Below are 20,591 nucleotides of genomic sequence, written 5' to 3'. Positions count from 1 at the left end.
AAGGTCATATCATCCATACCGTTACTTTGAATTAGCATCTGTTTGACGAACAAAAAATCCGTCTTCTTCAAGCAACACGAACGTGTATCGCTTAAAGAAGACGGATGAGATCACTTTTACATTTTTTCAGCAACGAAGAAAATCCGCTCGGCTGTCTCAGAAGGAGCATCCGGTCCAAAATCGCCTGTGACCGCAAGAACCCGGAATCCGGCGTCGCGTAACCACGTCACGTACTGTGCTGGAGGATACGTCCGCTGATGATGCGTTTCATCGACACGCTCATAGCGACCGTCCTCTTCCTCGATGAAGAAAGTCAGTTCATGGACGACAGAAAGCGGTGCTTCACCAGGATCCGCGAACCAGATATACGAACTTTGCTCCGCATGTGTCGCATATGTCTTTCCATTGAACAATGTTTCCATCTTGTATGGAGAGTGTGTATCAAATAAGAGACGTCCACCCTCTTTGAGGATTGCTGCTACATGTGTAAACGTCTGTTTGACATCCTCTTCCGTCCGGAGATAGTTCAAGGAGTCGCATAGGATCGTCGCGGCATCGACAGGTGTCGGCAATTCGATTTCGCGCATGTCTTGCGCCCAGAATTGAATGCGTAATCCCTCTTCCATCGCTTTTTCCTGCGCGACTTCGAGCATCTCTTCCGATAAATCGATTCCGAGCATCTCATAGTGTGCAGCTAATGCAAGCGTCGCCGTACCCGTTCCACATCCGATATCAGCAATCGTACTGCCAGTCGGAACGTATGCTTTGACCCAGTCGACCCATTGATCGTACGGGACGTCTTGCATCAATTCATCATAGATGTAGGCGAACTGTTCGTATGCCATTAGTTGACCTCGACTTCAACCTTTGGAGCATCTGCCCAGAGTTTTTCGAGATTATAGTAATCACGATCGTCACGGTGGAAGACGTGAACGACGACGTTTTCAAGATCCGCTAACACCCAACGTGCCGCATCGAATCCTTCGAGACGTTTGATCGGCAGGTTATGTTCGTGCGCGACTTCTTTGAGTTCACGTGCGATTGCCTGTACTTGTTTTTCTGAATTCCCTTCACAGATGACGAAGTAGTCGGCAACTGGTGAGATGCTCGACATATTCAGGACGACGATATCTTCAGCGCGTTTATCGTCGATGGCATTTACGATTAATTGTAATTCTTGTTCGACTGTCATAGGACGGTCCCCTTTCGTTTGGCCGCGACGAAGGCATTATAAGTCTCAATCGTTCGCGGAAAGATGATGGCTTGTTTTTTACATAAAAAATGAATCGTCTGACTGAGTGTTGCAATAACGGCGTCCGTCAAATCCTGCTCCGCTACTTCACGAAGCGCTTCGACACCTGGATAACTGCGATTTGGTTCAATCGCATCCGCGACGAAGATGATTTGATCGAGCAACGGCATACCGGGTGCCCCCGTCGTATGATTTGCGATGGCCTGATAAATTACATCTGAATCAAGACCAAGTTCTCGACGGACAAGCTCCGCACCTACTGGCGCATGAAGCAGTTCGTCATCATAATCGAGTAAAACCCGTTGATTCAATTCAACGGCAATCGAACGCATCTCATTCGTATCGCGGTATTTCGCATAATCATGAAGCATAGCAGCAAGTGTTGCTTCTTCTTCGTCAACACCATATTTAAGAGCTAAGTGTCGCGCTGTTTCGACGACACCTAATGTATGCACATAGCGTCGCTCAGGCAACGTACGCTCAATGATTTGACGTGCTTCTTCAAGGCGCATATAGATTCCACTCCTCAATCCGTTGTCGAACGGCTTCCGGTACAAGGTAGCGAATGCTCCGTCCGCGCGCGACCCGTTGCCGGATATCCGTCGAAGAAATTTCTAGCAATGGCATATCGACCGCTTTCACACGGGCACCGCGCGGAATCAGATACCGACTGCCCGGTCGAGCGACGGCACCAAAGACGACTTCCTTGTATAACCGTTCGGCTTGATACCACGTATCGAGACTCACGAGTGAGTCTGCTCCAACGAGAAACAGAAACTCATGCTCCGGGTACCGGTGCTTGAGTGCACGAATCGTATCATACGTATAAGAAGGCTCTTCGCGCTCAAACTCGATTGCTGAGACGGAAAAAGCAGGATTCAATGCAATGGCTTCTTCTACAAGGCGTAAACGCTTGGTTGCGTCTGTGACTGTACGTTGTTTATGCGGTGGCACATTCGCTGGTACGAACCAGACCGCATCGAGTTCGAGTTGTTCCTGCGCTTGTTCGGCAATCAGGAGATGACCGATATGCGGAGGATCGAACGTTCCGCCCATCAGTCCGATTTTCATCGTGGCAATTCGAGCGTCTTGTTCTCTTTTGATTCTTTATAGAGAACGATGACTTTTCCGATGACTTGAACGAGTTCAGCATTCGTTCCTGCGACGAGTTCTTGTGCGACATCCTTTGGTGCGTCCGCACAATTTTGCAATACTTGTACTTTCAAGAGTTCCCGTTTTTCGAGCGCATCCATCAAATCAGCGCACATCGCTTCGCCGACTCCATTTTTACCGACTTGGAAAATCGGGTTTAAGTCATGAGCTGTCGCGCGTAAAAAACGTTTTTGTTTACCTGTTAACATGATTAAAATTCCTCCAATTGCTTTCGTATCACCTGCTCGCCAAGTGCAAGGTCAGGTGCTTGTCCGGTGAAGCGTTCAAATGCTTCAGCCGCTTGTAAGACGAACATCGGGACGCCGTCAAGTGTGTCGAGACCTTTTTCGGCCGCTTCACGCAATAGACGGGTCGGCGTCGGTCGATAAATAATATCACAAATCAAGGCGTGCGTCTCCGTCAATTCGATCGGACGTGCCTCGATATGTGGCGCCATCCCGACAGAAGTCGTATTGATGATGACGTCGTAACTCGTTAAATCAAATGTTTCTTGCCATGGTAGAACGGTTGCTCCGAATTCATCGGCAACTGCCTTAGAGCGTTCTTCTGTACGATTCGTGATCGTCACATCTCCGGGCAACGCAGCAATGATGCCTCGCGCCGCACCGCCCGCACCAAGAACGAGCGTCTTTTGAAATGACGGACGACGTTCTATCAATGCGCGGACGAATCCGATTCCATCTGTATTCGCACCAATCAACTGCCCATCCTGCCGATATACCGTATTCACGGCGCCTGCTTTTTGAGCTGCCGGCTCTAGCCGATCCAGATACGGGATAATTGCTGTTTTATGTGGAATCGTCACATTGATTCCGTCTAGCTGATGTGTGCGTAATTTTGTAATGATTTGCGGCAATTGCTGCTCCGTTACATCGATGAGGTCATAACAGCCGAAAAGCCCAGCCGCTTCCAGCCAAGCTGTATGCAGCTCAGGTGAAAGTGAATGGGCAATCGGATGACCGATGACGGCAAAGCGCATCAGACGAGCGCCTCACGTAAGGATACAGCGACACCTTTCGGGGCATAAGCAGCGACACGTCCACCTTTTCCGTGAACCGCAACCCACCCGAGTCCACTGAAGACGATATCCGTCTTCATGTTGTCGCGGAGGCTGAATTCATGACGGACAAGCGGCGGTAGCATCTCCCGCGTCTTTTCGTTTGGCGGAGACAACAGCTCACCGTTGTGGTTCGCGTATAAATCGTCTGCTTTTTCAAGCTTCGTCCGGTGAACTTTCAATTCGTTCGACATGTAGATGACGAATGAACGCTTGTTCCCTTCCATATAGTCCAATCGTGCAAGACCTCCGAAGAAGAGTGTCTGTTGCGGATGGATTTGGAAGACTTGTGGCTTGATCTCTTTTTTCGGTGTGATCAGCTTCAAGTCCTTTGCATCAACATAGTGAGCCATCTGGTGATGATTGATGATCCCCGGTGTATCATACAGGTTACAGTTATCGTCGAGTGGAATGTCGATCAAGTCTAGTGTCGTTCCTGGGAAGTGACTGACCGTGATGACGGCTTCATCTTCTTCACCGAAGCGTTTGATGACTTGGTTGATCAGTGTCGATTTCCCGACGTTCGTACAACCAACGACATAGACGTCGCGACCTTTTCGATAATAATCGATTTTTTCAGCGAGTTCATCGACTCCGTGCCCTTTTTTCGCACTGATCAGATGAACGTCGACTGGACGTAATCCAAGTTCTTTCGATGCTTGACGCATCCAGTTCATGAGGCGGTTCGGGTTGAGTGACTTCGGTAATAAATCGGCTTTGTTCCCGACGAGTAAGACATCGTTTTTACCGACGAACCGATGTAAGCCCGGTAACCAACTTCCATTAAAATCGAAGATATCAACGATTTTAACGACAAGTGCATCTTTTTGACCGATTCCGTCTAAGATTTTAACGAAATCATCGTCCGATAACGATACATCTTGAATTTGATTGTAGTGCTTTAATTTAAAGCAACGTTGGCAAATGACCATTTCACGATCAAGTGCAGATTTAGGTGCGTATCCTGGTGCTTTCGTGTCTTCCGTTTGAATGGCGACACCACAGCCAGCGCAGTGGATTTCTTCGATCATATTATGTTGAGCCGCATGCGGGAACGATATCCCTTCTCTTTTCACCGTAGCGCCCTGCTCGCTACTCCAAGAGCGTAACTTCCGACCTCTCGCCGTACATGTTGCGACTGCTGCCTTCCCTTTCATCTACCGATCTGACAGGGTTATTGTTGCTTATCCTGACGAAGTGTTTCGATCGGATGCTCCAGTGCAGAAGGATCTTCCTTGACGCGTTGTGTCAATTTATAGATTCCTTTGCGTTTCATCCGGCGGAAAATGACACGTTCCATCAGGCGATTGAATTTCGTGACGACACCGTCCGTCTTAACGACAGGTTGAACGTGGATGACTTCGATTCCAACGGAGTTTGCACCGAGTACATCCGTGAAGAGTTGGTCTCCTAAGAAGACAACTTCCTTCGCGTGATAACCGAATTCCGTCAATGCCCGTTTAAACCCGATAGGAAGCGGTTTTCGAGCAGGCGCAATATAATGCAATCCGAGTGGATCCGCAAACTTCTTGACGCGGTCTCCGTTATTGTTCGATACGATGATGACGTCGAAACCATATTGATTATTCACCATATCCAGCCAAGCAACCAATTCGTCTGGAGCATCTGCGATATTCCATGCGACGAGCGTATTATCAAGATCGGTCAAAATCGCTTTGACACCGTTTCGTTTGAGCATTTCAAGGTCGATATCGTAGATCGAAGCCACGAAATGTTTCGGATAAAGTCGTTTGAACAAGAATAAAACCTCCAGATAATGGTCTAGCTCTATAGTTAAGTTTAAGAAACAGTTATGCTCTTATCGTTCGATTATAGCACAATCAGGTAGTAAGAGCGACGCACAAAAGAAAACGGAAGGCGGACCTTCCGTTTTCTTAGTAATACCGAATCCACAAATAGAGTTGGGATAGAATCAACGTCACAATCGTGATCGGTGCTCCGTAAATCAAAAAGCGCATATAGGTGAATTTTTCACCTTGTCGTGTCGCGAGACCCGCGACAATGACGTTCGCCGATGCACCGATCAATGTTCCGTTACCACCGAGACAGGCACCGAGTGCGAGGGACCACCATAATACGTCCACTTTCGCATCTGCTGGTGATAATCCAATTCCAGCAGCTACATCATTGATGAGTGGAATCATCGTCGCAACGAACGGGATATTATCGATCGTCGCACTGGCGATACCAGACAACCAAAGAACAGCAGTCGCTGTCGTCTGAATGTCACCGCCTGTCAAATCAATCGTCTTTTCAGCAAGGTAGCGAATGATACCTGCTTCTTGAATCCCGCCGACGAGCACGAATAGTCCAGCGAAGAAGAAGATCGTCGTCCATTCAACACGAGCAAAGATTCCTTCTAGCTGATGATCGTTTTCAATCGTCAGCAACATCAGGATTGTCGCTCCAAGAATCGCGATCGCCGGTGCTTCGAGATGGAGTCCGATGCGATCAAGCACCGGATGCAGTACGAACAGCGCAATCGTACTGACGAGGACGATACTGCTTCGTGCGACCAATTTTCGACTGACGATATAACTCTTCTCATCGATTTCCATCAGTTTCTGCCGATCTTCCGCTTCAACATGTAGTTGCTTCCGGAAGACGAAGTAAAGAATGCCGATCGTTACGACCGTGATGACGAGGATGATTGGTGCGAGATTCACTAAAAAGGCATTGAACGTCAAGTGTGGATTCGCAGCACCAATCATGATGTTCGGTGGATCCCCGATCAACGTTGCTGTTCCACCGATATTCGCAAATAGGACTTCTGCGAGCAAGAATGGAAACGGCGCGATCTTCAGTATCTTCGTAATCGAAAACGTGATTGGAACGATCAATAGAACCGTCGTGACGTTATCAAGGAATGCAGATCCGAGTGCTGTCAATGCGGACAGTAAAACCAATACCTTGATCGGATCACCTTTTGTCGTCTTCGCAGCGCGGATCGCGATGTATTCGAACAAGCCAGATTGATTGGCAATCGTGACGAGAATCATCATCCCAATCAATAAGACGATTGTTCCCCACTCGATATATTCAAACAATGCAGTCTCGAGATCCACAATGCCGATGATGACCATCGCGAGCGCTCCAAGTAAGGCAACGATTGCTCGACTAATTTTTTCACTGATGATGAAGCCATAGGTCACTAAAAAAATAATGAGTGCGATATACGTTTGGACCTGCGTACTTCCGATTTCTGCTAATGCCAGTGCCGGCATGATTCATTCCTCCTAAATGTAAGGAGACGCCCATAACGGGCGCCTCGCTGTCATGAATGCCATTGTCCGAGGCGTTGCCCCATTAAAACCGGTCCAATCGCTTGGCTGTCTAACGTCAATGCATCTTTCGGACAAATCAGGACGACCGTCGAACCGAATGAGAAGTATCCAAACTCATCCCCGCGACGAAGGTCCTTCGACTCGTTCGTCCGAACGATCGAGTTAACGTTCAGTGCACCGACCATGACATGTTCAAGTGCATGTTTCCCTTGGACGATGCGCGTCACGCGACGGTAATTACGTGTCAACGGGCGAAGCGCATGTGTAAGACCAATCTCATTCACCGGTGCCGAATCGCGACCGAGCGTATAGCTCGTCCGGACTGTTCCATCCATCGGCACATGAACCCGGTGATAGTTTTGCGGACTTAAGTAAAAGATCATCACACGTCCACCAACATATTGCTGTGCTTCATGATGGGAACCGAGTAACTCGGATACCGTATACGATTGTCCTTTGACAGTAAAGCGGCTATCAGCCGTCAAATCGTCAACGACAGACAATACACCGTCACACGGACTGACGAATGCACCTTCTGCTTGATCGATCGGTCGCATTTCCGGTTTGACATGACGAATGAAAACGTCATGTAAACTCGAATACGCTTCTAAATTCTGAGTCGCTTCTGTCATATTTAAATCGTATGCCTGAACGAACGGACGGATGAACGGACGACTGATACGGCTCATCGCAAACCGTTTCAGTTGTTTAGCAACAAGCGGGTGTCCATTTAATTCGAACACGCGAGAGTAAAACCATTTTTTAATCATTGAGATCACCAGATGATTCTTCTTTTGAGTCCTTTACGTCTTTTCCAGCGAAGAACTCTTTATAGCTGTCTTCTGTTTGTTCACCTGCTACGCGTCCGACTTCCTTACCGTCTTTAAAGTGAACGACCGTCGGTGTACCCTCGATGCCAAACGTGTCCCAAGCCGACTGTTCGACAGCAAGATCGATCTGTTCGAATGGAATGTCTTGTTTTTCACCAAGCGGAACGAGATATGGTTTTACTTTTTCACAGTGGACGCATCCCGTTTGATAGAAATACGTATAGAATTCATCACCGGATTTCACTTTATCTGCGACTTGTGTAGCCGTTAGATTGCCATTCTTCGATGCAGAATCTTCTCGATCCGTGAAGACGAGCAGTAACCCCCCAACCAATACGATCAAGGCGATGACTCCCGCTGTAATCCAATTCGCCTTGGATTGCGGTTTTTTCGTGTTTTTTCGTTTCGACTTCTTTGACACGTCTATCCCTCCGTCATTCTGGTATTAGCCATTTTTTCTGAATCATTATAGCATGACCATTCGCAAGAATCGTATCGATTTGCAAAGCGTCATCAATCAGTAACAGATCCGCTCGTTCTCCAACCGCGATTCGCCCGCCCGGTATACCATATGCATCCGCGACATGCCGCGTAATCGTCGCGATTGCCTGATCAAAAGCAACACCCTGCTCCACTGCATCGCGTACGGCTTGCATCAAGGAAGAGGGTTTTCCTGTATCAATTCGCACTAATCGACCTGCCTCATCAAACGCCGGAAGACTTGCGCCAGCATCGCTCGACATCGTGATCTGCTCGAGTGGAATTCCCGCTGCTAAAGCACGGGCGACAGCCTGTCCTGCTGGAATCTCGCCTTCCGCAATGAAAGTTTCCGTCGTACACGTCGTGAAATCGATCCGTCCTCCTCGTTTCGCCCAGGCAAGTCCCGCTTCAAAGATTCGTTCACTTCGGTTGATATGCGTCGGAAGGAATTGTCCGATGGGGAGGTCCGTCGTATCAATCACCTCATGTAACAGATCGAGCCCTTGTTTCCCGTCTCCGATATGGACGTTCATCGTTCCCGACACTCCTTTGACCATGCCGGCAATTCGGGCTTCTGACGCTAATCGCGCGAGTTCATGAGCCGTCGGTTGTGTCGATCGGTGATCGTTGATGGCAATCTCTCCGATGCCAATCACTTCATTGATGAGGACGATATCATGTCCTGTCGATTGCGTCAGGAAGACCGGCGGAACCATATAACTTCCGCTTAATAGAAAGGGACGGATACCAGATGCAGCATATCCCCGTATATGTGCCAGTAGATCGATTCCAGTTCGCGTCCAGCCGTCCGTTCCGAGCAATCCGACAACCGTCGTGACACCACCTTCGAATATGTCGCGAACAGTCAACGGTGCCGTTCGCGTGGCAAATCCGCCTTCTCCTCCTCCACCGATCGGATGTAAGTGTCCGTCGATGAATCCGGGGACTAGCCGTTTGTTGCGACCATCAATCCGGTGCGTAATCAGTGCTTCATCTATGGTGTAGGAACCGATTCCGATGATCTGGTTTCCTGCGATGTAGACATTTTGCGGCATCTCTTGCCACAGAACCTGTTCGATGACGATCATCAATCATTCCTCCTTAAGACAAAAAGCGAGCCTATCGCCCATATGACGACATCTCGCTTTTCCTTATTCTGCCTTAGTCCCTTGACCAAGACCTAAATCTTCATTGACGGCATCGAGTGCGAAGACGACAAGTGAAGTGACGACAGACATAGCTGTCGCGAATCCGAAGCTATACGTTACTGCATCAACTGCCGATACGATGAACACAGCCGTGTTCACGAGTAAGAATGACCAAAAGAATGTAACGAGAAAACGCATGATTTCCCCTCCGTTTCCATAACGTACTATAGAGTTATCCTACGATTTGTAGTATACCATTTTTTAATCCAAGCAACAGCTTTTCTCTAATTTTTTCAAGCGCTTTCTTTTCCTTGAAAAACTTAATCGTTTCATACGAAGGACAATCGCTTCATATGCTACAGTAGAATTAACGAAAAGAAAGCGGAGGATTTCATTATGACCCGTCACTTAATTGCTGTCGATCTCGACGGCACCCTTTTAAAAGATGATAAGACAATCAGCGCTGCGAATATCGCTGCGCTCCAGCGTGCGCGTGCGAACGGTCACGAAGTCGTCATCGCAACTGGACGACCATTTCGTCACGCCAGGAAATATTACGAACAGCTCGGTTTGACGACACCGATCGTTAATTTTAACGGTGGTCTCGTTCATCACCCGCAAGATAATCACTTTGAAGTCCAGCATCATCCGATTCCATTAAAAACTGTTCAACATATTTTAGAATCCGTCGCTGAGACGAAAACACAAAATATTGTCTGCGAAGTCACGGATCATGTCTATTTTCAATATGACCCAGTCGGCATTTACGAATTTTATACCGACCATGCCTTATCTGTCACGACCGGAGATTTACGAAAGCTGCTTCTTCACGAACCGACGTCTCTCCTGATTCACGCCAAAGGAGAACACGTCGACGAGATCCGCTCCGAACTATCTGGTATCCATGCTGAGACGGTACTCAATCGTCAATGGGTGAAGCCTGAATTCATGGTCGAAGTGATGCGAAAAGGTACAAGCAAAGCGGTCGGTCTTGCTCATATCGCACACCACCTTGGAATTGATTCGCGACAGATCGTTGCGTTCGGTGATGAGGAAAACGATTTAGAGATGATCGAGTATGCTGGACATGGTGTCGCGATGGGTAATGCCATCCCCGCGCTGAAGCATCTGGCAAACGGCACGACGAAGCGAAATGAGGATGACGGGATCGCGTATTACTTGAGACACGTTCTTGGACTCGCATGATAACAGATAAAAGGCACTTGCTGCATATCGCAGAGCAAGTGCCTTTTTCATTATCCTTTTCGGAAGTATCCGACGACCGAGTCCGTTGCGACGACGTTGATGAATACTGTCTCGTCCGCTTCCCGGCAAATTCGTTCAATGTCCCGCAATTCGTGACGCTCGATGACCATCATCAACGTCGCTTTTTCAGCTCGCGAATACGTTCCAATCGAAGGAATTTGCGTGATTCCTCGGATGATATGCTGATGCAAAGCCGTCGTGATGTCATCCGCATGATTCGTGACGATGAAGATCGTCAGACGCTGATTGCTCGTATGAATCTCATCGACGACCTTAGACGTCACGTAGATGAAGACGATCGTGTATAAAGCAGTCGACCAACCGAACAATGCGCCTGCTAATAATGCGATTAAGAAATTCAAGACGAACAGATACAAGCCGACACTACGATCGGAGAAACGAGCAAAGATGAGGGCAACGATATCGAAACCACCTGTCGAAGCACCGAACTTAATCGTTATACCGGTACCGATCGCAAGCAAGACCCCTCCAAACACTGCATTCAGTGTTTGATCACCTGGTATGACAGCATATTGAGGAATAAGACCAATGAAAATCGTCGTTGCCAATACCGAAACCAACGTAATGATTGTAAAACTCCGACCTAACATGATCCATGCGAGCACGATCAAAGGGATGTTCAACGCCAAGAACCAGACGTTTTCACCAAACGCAAATGCTGTATTTTGAAGGACTTGCGTCAGGATTTGGGCAAGTCCTGTAAATCCAGTCGAATAGACACCACTCGGAATCAAAAACCAGTTCATGGCAACGGCAATGACGAATCCCCCAATCGAAGCCACGATCACTTTTAACATACTTTCCTTTACTACTGCTGTCACACGCCGTTCTCCTCTCATTCATAACTATCTTGAAACACTTTAGCACATTCAAATGTCGTCGGATAGTCAAGATTTCCAAAGATTGATGTTCTTTTTCATGATGGCGTTTTCATTTGTGACAAAGGTGTCCTGCTTCTTGTTACACCCCAAAAAAAGAACCGACTCAAAAATCGGTTCTTTTTTCTCTCTTATACTGTCATCGAAGCAGGAACTGTAATCTGTCCTCCTGCCGGAACTTCAACAGTAGTTCCATGAACGTTTAAGCTGAATGCTTCGCCTTCTGTTTGGGCGATTTCGACGGCATTCGGCTGTACATGGACATGGATATGATGACCGCGCCATTGCATCCGGAACGTATAGCTCGTCCAGCCTTTTGGCAACATCGGCTTGAAGGATAACGTATCGTTCGCCACCCGTAATCCAGCGAATCCGTGGACGATCGACATCCATGATCCAACCATCGACGTGATGTGTAACCCGTCTTCCGTATCATTGTTGTAGTTGTCAAGATCAAGTCGTGCTGAGCGTTGGTACAGTTCGACCGCTTTTTCCTCATAACCGACTTCCGCCGCAATGATTGAGTAGATACATGGTGATAATGACGATTCATGAACCGTGCGTGGTTCATAGAAATCGAAGTTCGCTTTTTTCTCTTCTACACTGAATCGATCCGTCAAGAAGTAAAGACCTTGTAAGACATCTGCTTGTTTAATGAAGACAGAGCGAAGGATCCGGTCCCATGACCAATTCTGGTTTAGCGGAAGATGTTTTGGATCGAGGTCAGCGACCAAGATTTGTTCCTTATCCATGAAGCCATCCTGTTGCATGAAGATTCCAGGGGCTGCCTCATCTTTTGGATAATACATCTTCGCGTCGATATCTGCCCACTTCGCCAGCTCCTCATCCGTCAACGCTAATTGATGCATAAGTTCTTGCAGACGTTCTGGCTCTTCTTGTGCCAAATGACGGTGGACGGTCTGCGTATATTCGAGACACCATGCCGCAATCAGGTTCGTATACCAGTTGTTGTTGACGTTGTTCTCGTATTCGTTTGGTCCCGTCACGCCAAGAATCATGTAGACGTCCTTATGCGCGACGTAATTGACACGGCTTGCCCAGTAGCGAGAAATCTCGACTAATACTTCAAATCCGTATTGTCCGAGGTACGATGTGTCTCCCGTGTAATTCGTGTAATTATAAATCGCATGCGCGATTGCACCGTTCCGGTGAATTTCTTCATGTGTGATTTCCCACTCGTTGTGACACTCTTCTCCGTTCATCGTTACCATCGGATAAAGTGCACCCTTCATGCCGACATTCTTATCCGCATTTTCTTTTGCTTGCGGTAATTGATTGTGGCGATACTTGAGTAAATTCCAAGCCACTTCCGGTTTCGACGTCGCAAGGTAGAAGTTCAAGCAGTACGCTTCTGTATCCCAATACGTCGCACCACCATACTTCTCGCCCGTGAATCCTTTTGGTCCGATGTTGAGGCGTGAATCTTCACCTGTGTAGGTCTGGAACATATGGAAGATGTTGAAACGAATCCCTTGCTGTGCCTCGACATCTCCTTCAATTTTCACGTCCGCTTCTTCCCAGTGGTGCAACCAAGCTGCTTCATGTGTCGCAAGCAATGGTTCAAAGCCTGATTCGAATGCGACGTGAACCCGTTTCATTGCTTGCTCCAGTAACGCATCGATGTCATGATCGCGATTCGTTACGAGTGCGACGAATTTTTCGACTGTGACACCCTCACCTACTGCGGCTTGTTTCGTGAAACGATTCGCGACGTACTGCGTATTGCCATCGACGACCTCACACCGTGCGCCTTCGACGTCCGTGATCATCGCTGCCGTCACATGCCAATCGAGCTTTTTCGTTTTTGATGTGACATAACCAAACCGTTCTTCAATTCCGTGTTCGACAGGAAGCCAGAACTTCTCGTCATAGTTCGAGTCTTCATTTTCAACATCCGCATCAAGATACGATTCAATGACGATTTCTGCTTCAAAATTGACAGGCGTCACCGTATATTGCAAAGCAGCGATTTCTTTATCGACGATCGAGAAGAAACGCTTGGATTCGACTTTCGTTTCCTCTACCCCATTCTTCAATAGCATCGTCCGTGTCAACACACCGTGTTGCATATCAAGTTCGCGTTTGAAGTCGATGACTTCCCACGTGTTCAAGTCAACAGCTTTTCCGTTGACGGATACTTTCAATCCCATGATATTGACAGCATTGAGTACTTTCGCGAAGTACTCCGGATAACCGTTTTTCCACCAGCCGACACGTGTCTTATCCGGATAGTAAACACCTGCGACATACATGCCTTGATGCGTGTCCCCTGTGTATTCTTCTTCAAACGTCCCGCGCATTCCCATATGACCGTTTCCGATCGATGTCATCGATTCTGCCAATCGATTATCTTCTGGATGAAAACCAAGCTCTGTAATTTTCCACTCATTGACCTCAAAAAGTCGTTTCATCGTCAAGTCGCTCCTTTTTATGCTACGCATGTCGGTTATCCTGATCATGTAAGCGTTTCATCTATACTATACATTCTTTATTGTACACATAAAAAGCATCAATGCAATCGTTTGCACGAAAATAAATTTCTTTTTCTGCAACCGCTTCCTTTTACTAGAAATCGATAGCCATTTGAATCAAAAAAAGTCTATTTTCAAACCAATCGGCTTAAAAATAGACTATCATTTCATGCTTCAGATTTTCCGCCACAAGACTGACGAACCACGAGATAATGCGGAACGATGACGCGTTTCCCATAAGGTGTCGCATCTTCATTGATTTGTTCAATCAAACAATTCGTCGCTTCAAAACCAAGTCCAAAAATATTGATTTCAACAGAAGTCAACGGTGGGCTTGAGAATTCTGCGATGAACAAGTTATTGAAACTGACGACGGCCATTTGATCCGGCACACCGATCCCCATCTCATTCAGTGTACTCATGACACCAAGTGCCATCATATCGTCACTGACGACGACAGCCGTAGGCGGATGTTCAAGCGACATCAGTCGCTTGACTGCCTCGGCTCCTCCTGTCGTCATGAATGGTGCACTGACGATGTAGGATTCTTGAATCGGAATGCCCTCTTCCATGAGAGCCGTCTTGTAGCCCCCGACACGCTCTTGCGTCACAGCTAAGTCCTGTGCGCCTCCGACGAATGCGATACACTCATGCCCAAGTTGATGCAAGTACTTCGTCACTTCGCGACCGGCTAGATAATTATCCGTATCGACATACGTGACATGTGATGAATCACTGAATGGTTTTCCGACGACGACGAACGGAAACTTCGAGTCTTGCAGAAATTGAACGACTTTGTCATCCGTACGGGAATACAGTACGACGACACCATCGACCCGACGGCCCTGAACCATCGAGACGACACCTTCATATACTTCTTCTTCCGAGACACCTGTCGTCATATATAACGAATATCCATTTTGATGCGCTTTTGTACTGATTCCTCGAATGACCTCCGAAAAGAACGGGTTTTGTAGTGTTTTCGTTGCAGCACTTGGCATGACGAGACCGATCGCCTGTGTCGTTCGATTCGCTAGACTGCGTGCATGAACGTTCGGATAATATCCGAGCTCATCCATCGCCTGCCGCACCCGTTCCTTCGTCTTTTGACTGATGCGTGAACTATTCGCAATGACGCGTGATACCGTCGAGGGTGCGACATTCGCTTCCCGTGCTACATCCTTGATTGTTACCTGCATCCCCTTCACCTCACATTTCCCCTAGTTAAGTATTTTATTTTGTTTGACGTTGCATGCGTTTACGATGAACGAGAAGAAGTATGAGCGCTAAAATCGGAGCAATCGCACCAATTGCGATGATCGACCACCAGTTGACTTGTGACTTTTCGATGACATAGCTGTTCGCACTATTTGCATCAAGCGTGATCTCATAGGCGTCACCATCTTGACGCACCAAGTCTGAGAATAAAAGTCCTCTTAGACGCTGATCATCACCGATTTCTTTCGCAGACACGCGTAAGCTCGTCTTTTTTTCTCCAAGATTGATCGCGTAAACGACTTGTTGTTGTTTCGTCTCCCGTGAGTAGACTGCCATATGATCGTTTTTTGCGATCAAGCGTTGCTTCCCTGTTGCAAACGCTGGGTAGTCCTGACGCATCTCGTTCAACGTTTTTACGTACTGTTGCATCTTCTTGTTTTGATCAAATGTCATCATCATCCGGTTTCCAGGATCCTCGCCACCTGGCATCGCCACCTCTGTTCCTTGGTAGACGATCGGCATCCCCGGGGCAGCATAGAGTGCGAACAGCGCCAACCGAAGCTGCCGTTCCTCTTCGTCTGCTCCACCAATCTTTGCTTCCGTGATGAAGCGCTTGACATCATGATTATCAATGAAGGTTGCAAGTCCCTTGGCATTCGGATTAAACGTAGTATCTCGATTATAAACTGAATCGAGCTCTTCCGCTGAACCATTTTTGCGGGCAAACTGATCCTTGACTCCATAATAAAACGGGAAGTTCGTCACGGAATCAAAACCTAATTTTGAATAGGACGCGATTTTTCGCGGATCTCCATCGAATACTTCAGCCAACAAGAATAAGTCTGGATGCTTTTCTTTGACTGCTGGGATAAACGTTTCCCAAAATGAGGCTGGCACATGGCGAACTGTATCGAGCCGGTATCCGTCTATACCCGTTTCATCGACCCAGTAGTTCGCGACATCAACTAAATAATCGACGACTTCTGGATTTTCCGTATTGAAGTCCGGTAAATCGAACAGCCAGTTATTCTCGACTTCCGACGGGTTATTCCAGTTCATTATCGGTTGATTTTTATGGAACCACTCCGGTTTTTCTTTCACCATCGGATGATTTGGTCCTAAATGATTGACGACAAGATCAAGGACGACCTTGATATCCCGTTTATGCGCTTCTTTGACGAGACGTTTAAACTCTTCCTTTGTTCCGAAGTGCGGATCAATCTCGTAATAATCATCCGTCCAGTATCCATGATAACCGTTCGGACGGTTCTTAAAGATCGGCGTTAACCAAATCGAAGTGAATCCCTTTTCCTTGATGTAATCGAGACGTTTCGTCACGCCTGCTAAATCGCCACCTTGGAACGCTTTTGGATTTTCAGGATCCGCCTCTTTATCATTACTCGGATCGCCATTCTCGAACCGGTCGACCATGATGAAATACATTCGTTCTTTTTCCCAACCTGCTGCTTCACCCGTCATCGGTTGAAGCCCGATAGACAAGAGAAGCGGCAAGAGGAGAAGCATTATGCCTCGTCTCATGCCGCTGATTTCCCCCTTATGATTATCCTTTTGTTCCACCTGCTGTCAATCCAGACACGAAGAAGCGCTGGAATGCGAAGAAGAGAAGAACGATTGGAACTGCTGATAATACGGCACCTGCCGCAAATAACGTGAAGTTATTGTCGAACTGCTCCGACACCATGTTGTACAACCCGACCGCAAGTGTCTGTTTCTCAGGAGAACGCAGGACGAGCGATGCTAAAATGAAGTCGTTGAATGGTGCCATGAAGTTGAACAACGCGATGACGGCGACCATCGGTTTTGCGAGCGGTAAGATGATTTGCCAGAAGATTCGTAAGTGACCGGCACCATCCATCCGTGCCGCTTCATCGAGTTCTTTTGGAATCGTATCGAAATATCCTTTTGCAAGATACGTATTCATTGGAATCGCTCCACCCGAGTAGAGTAGGATAAGCGCCAGATGCGTATCAAACAATTCTAACATATTAAGCAAGACATAAATCGCAATAATGGCAACGAATTGCGGCACCATCTGCAACACGAGGAACAAGATCAGTGAATTTTTCCGACCGACGAAGCGATAGCGTGAAAAAATGTATCCTGTTAATGTGATTAGCGCGACGGAGACGACCATCGTGATGACGGCAATCTTGATTGTGTTTAAATACCACATGCCATAATCCGTTTTTGATGGATCGAACAAATCGAAGTAGTGAATCAAAGTCGGATTACTTGGGAAGATATCCGATGTAATACTTTTCCCTGGGTTGAGTGAAGTACCAACAACCCAAAGGAGTGGATAGACGATAATGATGGAGGCGACCGTCAAAATGAGATATGACAACGCCATGTTGATTCGGTTTTGTTTTCTCATATTAGATCATATCCTCATCTTTGAATGATTTTGAACGCTTGAACTGAATGACGGCAATCGTCATGATGAAGAACGACAACACAAGCGTGATCGCTGCTGCGAATCCATACTGCGGGTTCGCGCCAAGCGACAATTTGTAAATCCACGAAATCAAGATATCCGTTCCACCAGCCGATTGACCTGGTACTGCCGGTCCACCGTTGTTGAAGAGATAGATGATATTGAAGTTATTGAAGTTGAACGTATACTGCGTGATCAAGATCGGTGCTGTTGCGAAAAGAATCATCGGCAATGTGATCAAGCGGAACTTCTCTCCTGCTGTCGCTCCGTCGATTGTTGCTGCCTCATAAAGATCTTCTGGTATCGACTGCAAGATTCCCGTCGTCAGTGTCATGATGTATGGGAAACCTAACCACCACTGAATCCCGATCAAGGCAAGCTTCGTATACGTCGGATCTGTCATCCAGTCGACACCGTCAGTAAGACCGATTGCTGGTAATAACGTCGTATTGAAGACACCGAATGTCTCATTGAACATCGAGCGGAAGATCAAGATCGTGATGAAGGCTGGTACTGCCCATGACAGGATCAAGATGGAACGGAAGAACCGTTTTCCTTTGAGTCCCTTTTGGTTCAGTAAGACTGCCAGTCCGATACCGATCGCGATGACACCTGTCGTCGAAGCGACGGTCCAGACAAGCGTCCAACCAAGAACGCTGACGAATGTGTCGCGGAAAATATCAACCGTGAAGATATTCAAGAAGTTTTGAATCCCGATCCAGTCGACCAATTTCGCTGGAGGAGAGTTGTTGAACTTATAGTTTGTAAAAGCAATCAAGAAAGTAAAAATCAACGGTAAGACGACTGTGAACACTAAAAGTACTAATGAAGGAATCAACATCGCATACGGGAATCCATTATCGCGGAAGTTCCGTAGTTGCATCTTCAAGGAAGGTACTTCGAGGTTCATGTCGCGCAACTTACCGATTCGATACGCATCGATAAAGTTCCAGACGTAAATGGCGATACCAAAGACAAGTAAAATCAAGGCAATGATGCCCTCGACCATTAGAAAGATCGAGTGATCCCCCCTTACGCCTGGTACCTCACCGAGTGTAATCAAGCCCCAGATCGCTCCGCGATCGCCAGGACCATTTCCGGCTCCTTTGAAGAACAGTTCAAAGTTGACGAGAAAATATGATAGTACGACGACAAAAAATGTCGCGCCTTTAAGGAATTGTTTATTGTATAGTTGTCCTACTCCTGGAATGATCGACATCAGCGCCGCAATCGTGCGGTGGTTCGTCTTTTTTTCAGGCGTTGGATTCGTCGGGTGTGGTGTTGCAATCGCAGCCATCGTCCGTTCTCCTTTCCAAAGGTCATGTCTGACCTCAGGCTTCTCTTCCAACCATAAAGATGAGGGGGAATCCAAGATCCCCCTCTCTTTATCTCTTTTTCATGGATTCACGCGTTCCATTTACGCTTATTGATTGTTAGCTTCGATTTGTTGCTTGATTTGTTTGACAGCATCATCAGCTGATTTTTGTGCGTCTTGTTTGTTTGTTGCAACAAGCTGAAGTGCTGCTGCCATTGGTTCCCAAACTTGACCCATCTCAGCGATGTTCGGCATTGGCACACCGTTTTGTGATTGTGCGAAGACTGCTGCTGCGACTTCGTTATCCTTGATTGCTGCATCTTCTTGAAGCGCAGTGACTGGTGGGATCTCATTGTATTTTTCGAACATTGCTTTCGCGTTCTCTTCACCAGTGAGTGATGCCAAGAACTTCTCAGCCCACTCTGCATTTTCCGAGTATGCTGAAATCGCGTATGTTTTTACACCAACGAATGTTTTAATCGGCTCACCGTTTGGAAGTTTCGGAAGAGCTGAAGCTCCGAGGTTGATGCCTTTTTCTTTATAGCTCGCAACTGCCCATGGACCGTTCATGACAGCAACAGCTTTTTTATCGCCGAAGAGTTGGTCAAGTGCTTGACCACCGCCACCACCGATAAGACCTTTCGGGAAGAGACCTTCTTTGTACCACTTGCCGATGTAATCCATACCTTCGACAGCACCTTTGTTGTTCAAGCCGATATCTGCTGGATCCAATTTGCCACCGTTGTCTTTGAAGACATATCCGCCGTAGCCACCAATTGGACCGTGTGCGAAGTAGAAGTTATCCCAAAGCGCGAGGAATCCGTATTTGCCGTCTTTCTTTTGCTCTGTTGAGATCTTGTACAGATCGTCCATTGAAGCTGGTGCTTCTTTTAATTCATCTTTATTGAAGAGGAGGATTGGTGTTTCAACTGCTTTCGGATATCCGTAGACTTTACCGTCAAACGTTACTGCTGATTTCGCTGTATCGATGAATGGCTCAAGTGCTTTTTCGCCATCCTTGAGCTCTGCGATCAAGCCTTGGTCAACGACTGTACCGATTTGGTCGTGTGGAAGAAGCATGATATCCGGTCCTTTACCTGCTGGTCCGTCAAGTGCTACTTTCTTCTGCTGATCTGTCATCTTAACTTCTTTGACTTCGACTTTGACGCCTTCTTTTTCTTCGAACGCTTTAGCTGCTGCTTTAGTCGTTTCAGCTTTTTCAGTGTCTTCCCAGATGACGATCTTGCTTGGTTTTTTACTACCTGAATCTGAAGATGATGATTCAGAGTCTGATCCACCGCCACATGCTGCAAGTGCACCGATTGCCATGACAGATACAGAGAGACCTGCTACGAATTTTTTCATTTCCATGATTGAAATTTCCTCCCCAAGTTAACTTATGAATGATAAGTTTTAATGCACAACGTTTGCATAAAGGCACAACCATTTTCTCATGATAACAACCGAGTGGTTGTAAGCGTTTTATGAAAACGTTTGCATCACCTTTACATTTTTATTATACAATCTAAAATCCTTTTGACAAGTCCTTTTATTCAATTATTTTCTTACATTTCAAAAACTTTTTATTTTTGATTTCATTATTTGAATCAAATGCTAGATAGAATAAGTGCATAAAAAGAAAACGTTTTCATTTTTATTGTTTGCACAACATGATGCAAACGATTGCATCACACTCTCGAC

Annotated in this window: 21 protein-coding genes; 1 reads left to right on the top strand and 20 read right to left on the bottom strand. The window is 46.9% G+C overall.

What is annotated here, in order from left to right:
* Positions 1 to 116: 116 nt before the first annotated feature.
* The 13 genes from U719_RS03970 to U719_RS03910 all read right to left on the bottom strand — a co-directional run bounded on the left by U719_RS03970 (position 117) and on the right by U719_RS03910 (position 9,443).
* On the bottom strand, positions 117 to 845 hold the full coding sequence (locus tag U719_RS03970) for a class I SAM-dependent methyltransferase (RefSeq protein ID WP_023467428.1): 729 nt from the start codon (positions 843 to 845) through the stop codon (positions 117 to 119).
* A complete protein-coding gene (rsfS, locus tag U719_RS03965) occupies positions 845 to 1,192 on the bottom strand; it encodes a ribosome silencing factor (RefSeq protein ID WP_023467427.1) in 348 nt (115 codons plus the stop codon). The genes U719_RS03970 and rsfS overlap by 1 nt, the downstream gene beginning before the upstream one ends.
* Positions 1,189 to 1,764: a bis(5'-nucleosyl)-tetraphosphatase (symmetrical) YqeK gene (gene yqeK, locus U719_RS03960; protein ID WP_023467426.1), complete on the bottom strand. Its 576-nt coding sequence runs from the start codon at positions 1,762 to 1,764 to the stop codon at positions 1,189 to 1,191. Before yqeK ends, rsfS begins: the two co-directional genes overlap by 4 nt.
* The gene (nadD, locus tag U719_RS03955) at positions 1,754 to 2,323 is read right to left on the bottom strand and encodes a nicotinate-nucleotide adenylyltransferase (protein ID WP_023467425.1); all 570 of its coding nucleotides are present in this window, start codon (positions 2,321 to 2,323) and stop codon (positions 1,754 to 1,756) included. Before nadD ends, yqeK begins: the two co-directional genes overlap by 11 nt.
* Positions 2,320 to 2,613 carry a ribosome assembly RNA-binding protein YhbY gene (gene yhbY, locus U719_RS03950; RefSeq protein ID WP_023467424.1) on the bottom strand — a complete coding sequence of 98 codons (294 nt, stop codon included), beginning with the start codon at positions 2,611 to 2,613 and terminating at the stop codon, positions 2,320 to 2,322. Before yhbY ends, nadD begins: the two co-directional genes overlap by 4 nt.
* 2 nt (positions 2,614 to 2,615) lie before the next feature.
* Positions 2,616 to 3,404 carry a shikimate dehydrogenase gene (gene aroE / locus U719_RS03945; RefSeq protein ID WP_023467423.1) on the bottom strand — a complete coding sequence of 263 codons (789 nt, stop codon included), beginning with the start codon at positions 3,402 to 3,404 and terminating at the stop codon, positions 2,616 to 2,618.
* Positions 3,404 to 4,513, bottom strand: coding sequence for a ribosome biogenesis GTPase YqeH (gene yqeH / locus U719_RS03940; protein ID WP_023467421.1), 1,110 nt, complete (start codon positions 4,511 to 4,513; stop codon positions 3,404 to 3,406). Before yqeH ends, aroE begins: the two co-directional genes overlap by 1 nt.
* Positions 4,514 to 4,656: 143 nt before the next feature.
* On the bottom strand, positions 4,657 to 5,241 hold the full coding sequence (locus tag U719_RS03935) for a YqeG family HAD IIIA-type phosphatase (RefSeq protein WP_023467420.1): 585 nt from the start codon (positions 5,239 to 5,241) through the stop codon (positions 4,657 to 4,659).
* Between the two features lie 136 nt (positions 5,242 to 5,377).
* Complete coding sequence (locus U719_RS03930) at positions 5,378 to 6,727, bottom strand: ArsB/NhaD family transporter (RefSeq protein ID WP_023467419.1); 1,350 nt, start codon at positions 6,725 to 6,727, stop codon at positions 5,378 to 5,380.
* A 50-nt stretch (positions 6,728 to 6,777) separates the two neighbouring features.
* Entirely contained in the window at positions 6,778 to 7,557 is a 780-nt protein-coding gene (locus U719_RS03925; protein ID WP_051353617.1) for a phosphatidylserine decarboxylase, read from the bottom strand.
* Positions 7,550 to 8,038, bottom strand: a complete 489-nt coding sequence (locus U719_RS03920) for a thioredoxin family protein (protein ID WP_023467417.1) — start codon at positions 8,036 to 8,038, stop codon at positions 7,550 to 7,552. The genes U719_RS03925 and U719_RS03920 overlap by 8 nt, the downstream gene beginning before the upstream one ends.
* 13 nt (positions 8,039 to 8,051) lie before the next feature.
* On the bottom strand, positions 8,052 to 9,185 hold the full coding sequence (gene iadA, locus U719_RS03915; protein ID WP_023467416.1) for a beta-aspartyl-peptidase: 1,134 nt from the start codon (positions 9,183 to 9,185) through the stop codon (positions 8,052 to 8,054).
* Between the two features lie 63 nt (positions 9,186 to 9,248).
* Positions 9,249 to 9,443 carry a YjzD family protein gene (locus U719_RS03910; RefSeq protein ID WP_023467415.1) on the bottom strand — a complete coding sequence of 65 codons (195 nt, stop codon included), beginning with the start codon at positions 9,441 to 9,443 and terminating at the stop codon, positions 9,249 to 9,251.
* Between the two features lie 198 nt (positions 9,444 to 9,641).
* On the opposite strand from U719_RS03910, the gene U719_RS03905 reads away from it, so the two are divergent.
* Positions 9,642 to 10,451: a Cof-type HAD-IIB family hydrolase gene (locus U719_RS03905; protein WP_023467414.1), complete on the top strand. Its 810-nt coding sequence runs from the start codon at positions 9,642 to 9,644 to the stop codon at positions 10,449 to 10,451.
* 50 nt (positions 10,452 to 10,501) lie between these two features.
* On the opposite strand, the gene U719_RS03900 is transcribed toward U719_RS03905, so the two are convergent.
* The 7 genes from U719_RS03900 to U719_RS03870 all read right to left on the bottom strand — a co-directional run bounded on the left by U719_RS03900 (position 10,502) and on the right by U719_RS03870 (position 20,255).
* Entirely contained in the window at positions 10,502 to 11,353 is an 852-nt protein-coding gene (locus tag U719_RS03900; RefSeq protein ID WP_023467413.1) for a YitT family protein, read from the bottom strand.
* 188 nt (positions 11,354 to 11,541) lie between these two features.
* Positions 11,542 to 13,842, bottom strand: a complete 2,301-nt coding sequence (locus U719_RS03895) for a glycoside hydrolase family 65 protein (protein ID WP_023467412.1) — start codon at positions 13,840 to 13,842, stop codon at positions 11,542 to 11,544.
* 227 nt (positions 13,843 to 14,069) lie between these two features.
* A complete protein-coding gene (locus U719_RS03890) occupies positions 14,070 to 15,101 on the bottom strand; it encodes a LacI family DNA-binding transcriptional regulator (RefSeq protein ID WP_035398727.1) in 1,032 nt (343 codons plus the stop codon).
* Positions 15,102 to 15,135: 34 nt separating this feature from the next.
* Complete coding sequence (locus tag U719_RS03885) at positions 15,136 to 16,659, bottom strand: alpha-amylase family glycosyl hydrolase (protein WP_023467410.1); 1,524 nt, start codon at positions 16,657 to 16,659, stop codon at positions 15,136 to 15,138.
* 22 nt (positions 16,660 to 16,681) lie between these two features.
* Entirely contained in the window at positions 16,682 to 17,515 is an 834-nt protein-coding gene (locus U719_RS03880) for a sugar ABC transporter permease (protein ID WP_023467409.1), read from the bottom strand.
* A 1-nt stretch (position 17,516) separates the two neighbouring features.
* Positions 17,517 to 18,872: a carbohydrate ABC transporter permease gene (locus U719_RS03875; RefSeq protein ID WP_023467408.1), complete on the bottom strand. Its 1,356-nt coding sequence runs from the start codon at positions 18,870 to 18,872 to the stop codon at positions 17,517 to 17,519.
* Positions 18,873 to 18,998: 126 nt separating this feature from the next.
* A complete protein-coding gene (locus U719_RS03870; protein ID WP_174316741.1) occupies positions 18,999 to 20,255 on the bottom strand; it encodes an extracellular solute-binding protein in 1,257 nt (418 codons plus the stop codon).
* Positions 20,256 to 20,591: the final 336 nt, after the last annotated feature.

Origin of the sequence: Exiguobacterium sp. MH3 (genome assembly GCF_000496635.1) — a bacterium.
Taxonomy (GTDB): domain Bacteria; phylum Bacillota; class Bacilli; order Exiguobacteriales; family Exiguobacteriaceae; genus Exiguobacterium_A; species Exiguobacterium_A indicum.
This window is presented reverse-complemented; position numbering and strand designations above follow the sequence as displayed.

Bases quoted from the DNA above. Each gene is read 5' to 3' on its own strand.
- U719_RS03970 (WP_023467428.1), bottom strand. From the start codon at position 845: ATGGCATACGAACAGTTCGCCTACATCTATGATGAATTGATGCAAGAC.
- rsfS (WP_023467427.1), bottom strand. From the start codon at position 1,192: ATGACAGTCGAACAAGAATTACAATTAATCGTAAATGCCATCGACGAT.
- yqeK (WP_023467426.1), bottom strand. From the start codon at position 1,764: ATGCGCCTTGAAGAAGCACGTCAAATCATTGAGCGTACGTTGCCTGAG.
- nadD (WP_023467425.1), bottom strand. From the start codon at position 2,323: ATGAAAATCGGACTGATGGGCGGAACGTTCGATCCTCCGCATATCGGT.
- yhbY (WP_023467424.1), bottom strand. From the start codon at position 2,613: ATGTTAACAGGTAAACAAAAACGTTTTTTACGCGCGACAGCTCATGAC.
- aroE (WP_023467423.1), bottom strand. From the start codon at position 3,404: ATGCGCTTTGCCGTCATCGGTCATCCGATTGCCCATTCACTTTCACCT.
- yqeH (WP_023467421.1), bottom strand. From the start codon at position 4,513: ATGATCGAAGAAATCCACTGCGCTGGCTGTGGTGTCGCCATTCAAACG.
- U719_RS03930 (WP_023467419.1), bottom strand. From the start codon at position 6,727: ATGCCGGCACTGGCATTAGCAGAAATCGGAAGTACGCAGGTCCAAACG.
- U719_RS03925 (WP_051353617.1), bottom strand. From the start codon at position 7,557: ATGATTAAAAAATGGTTTTACTCTCGCGTGTTCGAATTAAATGGACAC.
- iadA (WP_023467416.1), bottom strand. From the start codon at position 9,185: ATGATCGTCATCGAACAGGTTCTGTGGCAAGAGATGCCGCAAAATGTC.
- U719_RS03910 (WP_023467415.1), bottom strand. From the start codon at position 9,443: ATGCGTTTTCTCGTTACATTCTTTTGGTCATTCTTACTCGTGAACACG.
- U719_RS03905 (WP_023467414.1), top strand. From the start codon at position 9,642: ATGACCCGTCACTTAATTGCTGTCGATCTCGACGGCACCCTTTTAAAA.
- U719_RS03895 (WP_023467412.1), bottom strand. From the start codon at position 13,842: ATGAAACGACTTTTTGAGGTCAATGAGTGGAAAATTACAGAGCTTGGT.
- U719_RS03890 (WP_035398727.1), bottom strand. From the start codon at position 15,101: ATGCAGGTAACAATCAAGGATGTAGCACGGGAAGCGAATGTCGCACCC.
- U719_RS03885 (WP_023467410.1), bottom strand. From the start codon at position 16,659: ATGAGACGAGGCATAATGCTTCTCCTCTTGCCGCTTCTCTTGTCTATC.
- U719_RS03880 (WP_023467409.1), bottom strand. From the start codon at position 17,515: ATGAGAAAACAAAACCGAATCAACATGGCGTTGTCATATCTCATTTTG.
- U719_RS03875 (WP_023467408.1), bottom strand. From the start codon at position 18,872: ATGGCTGCGATTGCAACACCACACCCGACGAATCCAACGCCTGAAAAA.
- U719_RS03870 (WP_174316741.1), bottom strand. From the start codon at position 20,255: ATGAAAAAATTCGTAGCAGGTCTCTCTGTATCTGTCATGGCAATCGGT.